Origin of the sequence: Streptococcus sp. 339, from assembly GCF_013277285.1 — a bacterium.
Lineage (GTDB): Bacteria > Bacillota > Bacilli > Lactobacillales > Streptococcaceae > Streptococcus > Streptococcus pseudopneumoniae.
This window is the reverse complement of the sequence record NZ_VMMR01000120.1, coordinates 1-8,476: the sequence shown is the minus strand read 5'-3', so window position 1 is coordinate 8,476 and position 8,476 is coordinate 1. Positions and strand designations below refer to the sequence as shown.

Sequence of the window (8,476 nt, the reverse complement as noted above, 5' to 3'; positions counted from 1 at the left end):
TTTTCGAAGAGTATTACTTGATATACATCCAGAAGCAAACGAGGCAATAGAGAGAAAATTCTAAGTAGTAGGCCTATAGGGTCAATCAACTTGAAGGATTTTCTATAAGTGTGATGTATGACGATAACAGTTTTAAACAAGGGGGAAAGAATGTCCATTTTATCCATTAAAAATATTTCAAAGTTTTACACTTTGGACGGTAAACATCAAGAGCAGGCTCTAAGAAATGTTAACCTGCAGATTGCAAAAGGTAAAATTACAGCGATTTACGGTCCATCAGGCTGTGGCAAAACCAGTCTACTCAATATCATCAGCGGTTTAGATAGACAATATGAAGGAGATTTAGAGTTTAAAGGGGAATCCCTCCGTGACTTATCAGAGATTGAACTAACTCAATTTCGTAAAGATAAGATTGGATTTGTGTTTCAAAACTTTAACCTCATTCCTCATCAGTCTGTCTTGGACAATGTCAAATTACCTCTCTATGTCAAAGATTTATCTGACAGGGAGATGACAATGATTGCAAAGGAGCAATTAAGTAACTTAGGCATGGAGCCTTTTGTAGCTAAAAATGTTAAACAGCTTTCTGGCGGGCAAAAGCAACGCGTAGCAATCGCGCGTGCACTGGTAAATCAGCCAGATATGATTGTAGCAGATGAGCCAACGGGTTCGCTGGATTCTCAATCCCAAGAAATGGTATTGGAAGTATTTAAAAAATTAGCCCAAACAGGGAAAACAGTACTGATTGTAACCCATAATCCAGAGGTTGCTGAATATGCAGACGTGATTATCAAAATGAAGGATGGTGAAGTCGTTGAAGAAGTCAAAAAATAAAGGATTATCATTGAAAAATAAATTCAAACTTTCTTTAAATAACTTTCTGGAAAGAAAGTGGCGTAACCTATTGATTGCGCTAGCAACCTCAATCGGTTTTGTAGGAGTCTTAATTTCTTTCGGCTTGGGAAATGCATTGATTTCGATGATTGATGAAAATACGAATGGAGGTCAAATCCCTTCACAAGTTCAGATTGCTTTAAACACAAAAAATGTTGGACGAGGCTTTTTGAACCAAGATGATAAGAACTACATCACGGATACAGTTGGAAAAGAAGCTATTAAATATTTGGAGAGTCCTTTTGGGATGATCATGTCAAATATGACTATAGATGGTCAAGAAATGGATCTGAGTCAAACGATGCCTTCTTATGCTCAAGTAGTGAGTCTCTATGAGGATACAAGTATCTCTGTTAGTAGTAATGAGGCGGACAAAGTGTTAGCTGGTTCCCTCTATACGGATGCAAATGAACAGGGTTTGACGATTCCAAGCAGTTTACTAAAAAATTGGAATGAACAGACAGGAAACAATCTGACAGCTAATGATGTTATTGGCAAATCAGTCTCAGCCAGCATTGTAGAAAATGCTGCCGAAGCTAGTAAGATTGCTCAATTTCAAACGAAGATTGTACGTGTAATCAATGATGAAGATGACCTGGAGGACAGCAACAGTTTCATGCCGTCTCATCAAATGGAAACGATTTTGAAAGAAGCTGGATTTACAAAAGCTGTATCTTATTTTATCTTGGAACTCAAAGATCCATCACAAACAAAAGCGATAACAGAAGAATTGCAGAAAAACAAGAAGTATACTGTTCTTTCTCAACAGAAGGTTCTTGATATTGTGATTACTTTTATTCGTGTCATTCAGGGATTGTTGATTGTACTTTCATCACAAGCTATTGTGGTAGCAGCGGTCATGATTGGTATCATCATTTACATCAATATTATGCAACGTTCTAAGGAAATAGGCGTCATGAAGGCAGTTGGTTATCAAAATCGTGATGTCAAAGGGATTTTTATTTACGAGGCTATCTGGATTGTAGGGATCGCCTTGCTGCTGGCCTTTTTGGTAGCACAAGGGGTGGGAAGTTTGGCGAATGCGGTTGTAAATCACTTTTACCCATCCATCACGAAGGTTTTTGAATTAAATTTGTTATCTGTTTTAGGAACTCTACTTTTCGCTCTATTACTTGGTTATGTCTCAGCCTACTTCCCAGCACGTAAAATTAGTAAAATGGATCCTGTAGAATCGCTACGATATGAATAGTAAGGGAGTTCTTGATTTATAGCCGTAAAAAGAAACTAACATAGAAAAACAATGCCCGTACTTGCAATTAAACTTAAATAGTTATATAATAGGTTTGTTGAAAGGTGATTTGTAGTGATTCAAGTTACTCTTTTCACAATAAAAATTTCATGATTTTCATAAGGAGGAAATCACTAATGGTAGTTAAAGTTGGTATTAACGGTTTCGGACGTATCGGTCGTCTTGCTTTCCGTCGTATCCAAAACGTAGAAGGTGTTGAAGTTACACGCATCAACGACCTTACAGATCCAGTTATGCTTGCACACTTGTTGAAATACGACACAACTCAAGGTCGTTTCGACGGTACTGTTGAAGTTAAAGAAGGTGGATTCGAAGTTAACGGTAAATTCGTTAAAGTTTCTGCTGAACGTGATCCAGAACAAATCGACTGGGCTACTGACGGTGTAGAAATCGTTCTTGAAGCTACTGGTTTCTTTGCTAAGAAAGAAGCAGCTGAAAAACACCTTAAAGGTGGAGCTAAAAAAGTTGTTATCACTGCTCCTGGTGGAAACGACGTTAAAACAGTTGTATTCAACACTAACCACGACGTTCTTGACGGTACTGAAACAGTTATCTCAGGTGCTTCATGTACTACAAACTGCTTGGCTCCAATGGCTAAAGCTCTTCAAGACAACTTTGGTGTTGTTGAAGGATTGATGACTACTATCCACGCTTACACTGGTGACCAAATGATCCTTGACGGACCACACCGTGGTGGTGACCTTCGCCGTGCTCGCGCTGGTGCTGCAAACATCGTTCCTAACTCAACTGGTGCTGCTAAAGCTATCGGTCTTGTAATTCCAGAATTGAACGGTAAACTTGACGGATCTGCACAACGCGTTCCAACTCCAACTGGATCAGTTACTGAATTGGTAGCTGTTCTTGAAAAGAACGTTACTGTTGATGAAGTGAATGCAGCTATGAAAGCAGCTTCAAACGAATCATACGGCTACACAGAAGATCCAATCGTATCTTCAGATATCATAGGTATGTCTTACGGTTCATTGTTTGACGCAACTCAAACTAAAGTCCTTGACGTTGACGGTAAACAATTGGTTAAAGTTGTATCATGGTACGACAACGAAATGTCATACACTGCACAACTTGTTCGTACTCTTGAATACTTCGCAAAAATTGCTAAATAATTCTTGAGTCGATAAAAAGCAAGGCCTCTTGGTCTTGCTTTTCAAATATTTAAAAATGGATGACACAATCATCCATTCTTTTTTAATTCTGTTTCAAAAGTATCTGATAGGACAGTGAAGCTTAATTTCTCTAGAGTAAGCGGATGGGTAAAGGACAGTCGGAAGGCGTGGAGCATAAGCCGACTCGTCTTTGAATTGCTGTTATAGAGAGGGTCGCCCAAAATAGGGAAGTTATGATGCGAAAGGTGCACACGAATCTGATGGGTTCGCCCTGTCTTTAGTTTACAACGGACAAGGGTCGTTTTGTTTGGGAATTGCTTTAATCTGCTTACATGCGTTTCAGCATATTGCCCATTTTTTGTATCAACTATTCGTTTTCTGTGGTCATGGCGATCACGCCCAATTTTGTCTTTGAAAACAAGTTCTTTGCTGTTGATATTTCCGTCAACAAGCGCCCAATATTCCCTAGCAATCTCTTTTTTCTCCAATAAGCGGTTGAGAATGGGCAGGATAAAAGGATTTTTGGCAAAGAGAACCAAGCCACTGGTTTCCATGTCCAGACGATGAACGACATAGCAGGTTTGGCCAACATAGGCACTGACATGGTTGAGAAGGGCGATTTCGTTTGGCTGATTACCATGCGTTTTCATCCCCTCTGGTTTGTTTACAATAATCAAGTGTTGATCTTGATAAACTTCCTGCACTAAGTCTGGGTTGCCCCAAGGGATTTCTTTTTCGGGATAATCTTCCTCGTCAAAAGTCAACTGGCAAACATCTCCAGGACTTACCATCTCGTTCCAATGAACTTCTCGCTGATTAATCAAAATATGTTTCTTGATTCTCAAAAAATGCCGAATTTTTCTAGGAATGAGGAGTTGTTCCTCCAGTAATTGCTTAACCGTCATTTGAGATAGAGAGTCTGGTAAAGTAAAAGTGAATTTCATACAGATATTGTAACAAAAAAAGCCCTATTTGGATAGGAAATAGCTAAATTCTTGTCTTCCTATGATGAAGATGATAAAATAAACGCATGAAATTAGATAAATTATTCGAGAAATTTCTTTCTCTTTTTAAAAAAGAAACAAGTGAACTAGAGGATTCTGATTCTACTAGCTTACGTCGTTCTCGCAGTGATCGAAAAAAATTAGCCCAAGTGGGTCCGATTCGAAAATTCTGGCGTCGCTATCATCTAACGAAAATCGTTGTTATACTAGGTTTGAGTGCAGGCTTGTTAGTAGGAACCTATTTGTTTGCTGTAGCCAAGTCAACCAATGTCAATGATTTGCAAAACGCCTTGAAAACTCGGACTATCATTTTTGACCGTGAAGAAAAGGAGGCTGGTGCCTTGTCTGGTCAAAAAGGAACCTATGTTGAACTGACTGACATCAGTAAAAACTTGCAGAATGCCGTTATTGCGACAGAAGACCGTTCTTTCTATAAAAATGACGGGATTAACTATGGTCGTTTCTTCTTGGCGATTGTCACTGCTGGTCGTTCAGGTGGTGGCTCTACTATTACCCAACAGTTGGCTAAAAACGCCTATTTGTCACAGGATCAAACTGTTGAGAGAAAAGCGAAAGAATTTTTCCTTGCCTTAGAATTAACAAAAAAATATAGTAAGGATCAGATTTTAACCATGTACCTTAACAACGCCTATTTTGGAAATGGTGTGTGGGGTGTAGAAGATGCGAGTAAGAAATACTTTGGAGTTTCTGCATCAGAAGTGAGTTTGGATCAAGCTGCGACTCTGGCAGGGATGCTCAAGGGGCCGGAACTGTATAATCCTTTGAATTCCGTAGAAGATTCAACCAATCGTCGTGACACTGTCTTACAAAATATGGTTGCAGCAGGATATATTGATAAAAACCAAGAAACCGAAGCTGCGGAAGTTGATATGAATTCGCAATTGCACGATAAATATGAAGGGAAAATCTCAGATTACCGCTATCCTTCTTACTTTGATGCGGTTGTTAATGAAGCTGTTTCTAAGTATAATCTAACAGAGGAAGAAATTGTCAATAATGGCTACCGCATTTATACAGAGCTGGACCAAAACTACCAAGCAAATATGCAGGTTGTTTATGAAAACACAGCGCTATTTCCGAGAGCAGAGGATGGAACATTTGCACAATCAGGAAGTGTAGCTCTTGAACCGAAAACAGGAGGAGTTCGTGGAGTTGTCGGTCAAGTTGCTGACAATGATAAAACTGGATTCCGGAATTTCAACTATGCAACTCAATCAAAACGTAGCCCTGGTTCTACAATTAAGCCTTTAGTTGTTTATACGCCAGCAGTTGAAGCAGGTTGGGCTTTGAACAAGCTCTTGGATAACCATACCATGCAGTATAACAGCTATAAGGTTGATAACTATGCAGGAATCAAAACGAGTCGAGAAGTTCCTATGTATCAAGCCTTGGCAGAATCGCTTAATCTACCTGCTGTTGCCACTGTTAATGATTTGGGCCTTGATAAGGCTTTTGAGGCGGGCGGAAAATTCGGACTCAACATGGAAAAGGTCGACCGTGTTCTTGGTGTCGCCTTGGGAAGTGGTGTCGAAACCAATCCTCTTCAAATGGCTCAAGCATATGCTGCCTTTGCAAATGAAGGTTTAATGCCGGAAGCACATTTTATTAGTAGAATTGAAAATGCTAGTGGACAAATTATTGCAAGCCATAAAAATTCACAAAAACGAGTGATTGATAAGTTTGTAGCTGACAAGATGACCAGTATGATGTTGGGTACATTCACTAACGGAACCGGTATTAGTTCATCGCCTGTAGACTATGTCATGGCAGGGAAAACTGGAACAACTGAAGCAGTTTTCAATCCGGAGTACACAAGTGACCAGTGGGTGATTGGTTATACTCCGGATGTAGTGATTAGCCACTGGCTTGGTTTTCCGACCACTGATGAAAATCACTATCTAGCAGGATCTACTTCAAACGGTGCAGCCCATGTCTTCAGAAATATTGCAAATACCATTTTACCTTATACACCAGGAAGTACCTTTACAGTTGAAAATGCGTATAAGCAAAATGGAATTGCACCAGCCAATACAAGAAATCAAGTACAGAGTAATGAAGAAAATCAGGCGGATAATAGCCTTTCTGATATTAGAAGTCGTGCGCAAAGTCTAGTAGATGAGGCTAGTCGGGCTATCTCAGATGCGAAGATTAAGGAAAAGGCTCAAACAATATGGGATTCGGTAGTCAATCTATTTCGCTAAGATGCTTGTCAAAGCCTAGCTTTCTTGTTATAATAGATAAGATGGAGGTGTTATGGCACTAAAAAAAGCAAGCCTAGCTTGTGCGGTTTGTGGTTCGAGAAACTATTCAATCAAGATTAGTGGAAACCCCAAGCCTACACGACTAGAAGTAAATAAATTTTGTAAGCATTGTGGCAAGTACACTACACACAGAGAAACGAGATAGGAGAGAGCGATGCGTTTTATTGGAGATATTTTTAGACTTCTTAAAGACACAACATGGCCAACTCGCAAGGAAAGCTGGAGAGATTTTCGTTCTATCATGGAATACACAGCTTTCTTTGTAGTAATTATTTACATTTTTGACCAGTTGATTGTTTCAGGTTTGATTCGATTTATTAACATTTTTTAGAAGGCTAGTGGAGTTAATTACACTAGAAATCTTCTATTTATGAAAGGAAATATCATGGATAGTTTTGATAAAGGATGGTTTGTCTTACAAACTTATTCTGGTTATGAAAATAAGGTAAAAGAAAATCTATTACAACGTGCACAAACCTACAATATGTTGGATAATATTCTACGCGTTGAAATTCCAACACAAACAGTGCAAGTTGAAAAAAATGGAAAGAGAAAAGAAGTAGAAGAAAATCGCTTTCCAGGTTATGTTCTTGTAGAAATGGTCATGACAGATGAAGCTTGGTTTGTTGTTCGAAACACACCAAATGTTACAGGATTTGTCGGATCACACGGGAACAGATCAAAACCAACTCCATTATTGGAACAAGAAATTCGTGACATTTTGATATCTATGGGACAAACTGTTCAAGAATTTGATTTCGATGTTGAGGTTGGTCAAACTGTACGAATTATTGATGGTGCTTTTGCAGATTACACTGGTAAGATTACAGAAATTGATAATAACAAAGTGAAGATGATTATCTCTATGTTTGGTAATGACACAGTTGCAGAAGTAAACCTAAACCAAATTGCAGAATTATAACCCTTAGAGAGGCAAGACCTCTCTTTTTTGTGCAGTTTAGGAGATAAAGAGAACAGAATGGATGAAATGTGCCAAAAGTGTTTCTGAATCTGTTAGACTGTACACAGAAAGGGGAAAAGAATGATTAAAGAATTGTATGAAGAAGTCCAGGGAATTGTGTATAAGTGTAGAAATGAATATTACCTTCATTTATGGGAACTATCGGATTGGGACCAAGAGGGCATGCTCTGCTTACATGAATTGATTAGTAGAGAAGAAGAGCTGGCAGAAGATATTCCTCGTTTAAGGAAATACTTCAAAACTAAATTTCGGAATCGGATTTTAGATTATATCCGTAAGCAAGAAAGTCAAAAACGGAGATATGATAAAGAAACATATGAAGAAGTAGGTGAGATTAGTCATCGTATAAGTGAGGAGGGACTCTGGCTAGACGATTATTATCTCTTTCATGAAACACTAAGAGATTATAGAAACAAACAAAGTAAAGAGAAACAAGAAGAGCTAGAACGCGTCTTAAGAGATGAACGCTTCCGAGGGCGTCAAAGAGTGTTAAGAGATTTACGTATTGTGTTTAAAGAGTTTGACATCCGTAGCCATTAGGAAGTCATGCAAAAAAAATGAAAAAAAATTAGAAAAAGTAGTTGACAAAGTTAGAAAAGCCTGTATAATAGTAAGAGTTGAAAATAACAACTCTGGTCCGTTGGTCAAGGGGTTAAGACACCGCCTTTTCACGGCGGTAACACGGGTTCGAATCCCGTACGGACTATGGTATGTTGCGGTTGTAACACTTGATGAAAAAAGGTTTAAAAAAGTTTCAAAAAAGTGTTGACAAGCGAAAGTGATTGTGATATACTAATATAGTTGTCGCTTGAGAGAAGCGAGTGACAAAGACCTTTGAAAACTGAACAAGACGAACCAATGTGCAGGGCACTACAACCAAGGTTGTAGTACTGAACAATGAAAAAAACAATAAATCTGTC

General features: G+C 38.7%; 9 protein-coding genes and 1 tRNA gene. 9 read left to right on the top strand and 1 reads right to left on the bottom strand.

All coding sequences use genetic code 11. The features are described from left to right. Nucleotides 1-150 precede the first annotated feature (150 nt). The 3 genes from HT736_RS11155 to gap all read left to right on the top strand — a co-directional run bounded on the left by HT736_RS11155 (nucleotide 151) and on the right by gap (nucleotide 3,288). Nucleotides 151-834, top strand: a complete 684-nt coding sequence (locus tag HT736_RS11155) for an ABC transporter ATP-binding protein (protein WP_172931049.1) — start codon at nucleotides 151-153, stop codon at nucleotides 832-834. Next, nucleotides 803-2,104 carry an ABC transporter permease gene (locus tag HT736_RS11150; protein ID WP_166735446.1) on the top strand — a complete coding sequence of 434 codons (1,302 nt, stop codon included), beginning with the start codon at nucleotides 803-805 and terminating at the stop codon, nucleotides 2,102-2,104. Before HT736_RS11155 ends, HT736_RS11150 begins: the two co-directional genes overlap by 32 nt. Nucleotides 2,105-2,280: 176 nt before the next feature. Continuing rightward, nucleotides 2,281-3,288 (top strand): type I glyceraldehyde-3-phosphate dehydrogenase, encoded by a 1,008-nt coding sequence (gene gap, locus HT736_RS11145; RefSeq protein WP_000260684.1) that lies wholly within the window; start codon nucleotides 2,281-2,283, stop codon nucleotides 3,286-3,288. A gap of 68 nt (nucleotides 3,289-3,356) precedes the next feature. Here the strand turns inward: gap and HT736_RS11140 are convergent, their stop codons facing one another. Beyond that, complete coding sequence (locus HT736_RS11140) at nucleotides 3,357-4,232, bottom strand: RluA family pseudouridine synthase (RefSeq protein ID WP_078144442.1); 876 nt, start codon at nucleotides 4,230-4,232, stop codon at nucleotides 3,357-3,359. A gap of 86 nt (nucleotides 4,233-4,318) precedes the next feature. Between HT736_RS11140 and pbp2a the strand changes: the two genes are divergently transcribed. From pbp2a to HT736_RS11110, 6 genes are all read left to right on the top strand, one after another. Then, nucleotides 4,319-6,514, top strand: coding sequence for a penicillin-binding protein PBP2A (pbp2a, locus tag HT736_RS11135; RefSeq protein ID WP_172931048.1), 2,196 nt, complete (start codon nucleotides 4,319-4,321; stop codon nucleotides 6,512-6,514). A 52-nt stretch (nucleotides 6,515-6,566) separates the two neighbouring features. Beyond that, nucleotides 6,567-6,719, top strand: coding sequence for a 50S ribosomal protein L33 (rpmG, locus tag HT736_RS11130; RefSeq protein ID WP_001809375.1), 153 nt, complete (start codon nucleotides 6,567-6,569; stop codon nucleotides 6,717-6,719). A 9-nt stretch (nucleotides 6,720-6,728) separates the two neighbouring features. Further along, nucleotides 6,729-6,905: a preprotein translocase subunit SecE gene (gene secE, locus HT736_RS11125; RefSeq protein ID WP_001210991.1), complete on the top strand. Its 177-nt coding sequence runs from the start codon at nucleotides 6,729-6,731 to the stop codon at nucleotides 6,903-6,905. A gap of 54 nt (nucleotides 6,906-6,959) precedes the next feature. Further along, a complete protein-coding gene (nusG, locus tag HT736_RS11120; RefSeq protein WP_000376734.1) occupies nucleotides 6,960-7,496 on the top strand; it encodes a transcription termination/antitermination protein NusG in 537 nt (178 codons plus the stop codon). A 120-nt stretch (nucleotides 7,497-7,616) separates the two neighbouring features. Continuing rightward, nucleotides 7,617-8,096 carry a sigma-70 family RNA polymerase sigma factor gene (locus tag HT736_RS11115; protein WP_172931047.1) on the top strand — a complete coding sequence of 160 codons (480 nt, stop codon included), beginning with the start codon at nucleotides 7,617-7,619 and terminating at the stop codon, nucleotides 8,094-8,096. Between the two features lie 94 nt (nucleotides 8,097-8,190). Continuing rightward, nucleotides 8,191-8,262: transfer RNA gene (locus HT736_RS11110), tRNA-Glu, on the top strand. Nucleotides 8,263-8,476: the final 214 nt, after the last annotated feature.

Coding starts and splice junctions, on each gene's coding strand:
- HT736_RS11155 (WP_172931049.1), top strand. CDS start 151: ATGTCCATTTTATCCATTAAAAATATTTCAAAGTTTTACACTTTGGAC.
- HT736_RS11150 (WP_166735446.1), top strand. CDS start 803: ATGGTGAAGTCGTTGAAGAAGTCAAAAAATAAAGGATTATCATTGAAA.
- gap (WP_000260684.1), top strand. CDS start 2,281: ATGGTAGTTAAAGTTGGTATTAACGGTTTCGGACGTATCGGTCGTCTT.
- HT736_RS11140 (WP_078144442.1), bottom strand. CDS start 4,232: ATGAAATTCACTTTTACTTTACCAGACTCTCTATCTCAAATGACGGTT.
- pbp2a (WP_172931048.1), top strand. CDS start 4,319: ATGAAATTAGATAAATTATTCGAGAAATTTCTTTCTCTTTTTAAAAAA.
- rpmG (WP_001809375.1), top strand. CDS start 6,567: ATGGCACTAAAAAAAGCAAGCCTAGCTTGTGCGGTTTGTGGTTCGAGA.
- secE (WP_001210991.1), top strand. CDS start 6,729: ATGCGTTTTATTGGAGATATTTTTAGACTTCTTAAAGACACAACATGG.
- nusG (WP_000376734.1), top strand. CDS start 6,960: ATGGATAGTTTTGATAAAGGATGGTTTGTCTTACAAACTTATTCTGGT.
- HT736_RS11115 (WP_172931047.1), top strand. CDS start 7,617: ATGATTAAAGAATTGTATGAAGAAGTCCAGGGAATTGTGTATAAGTGT.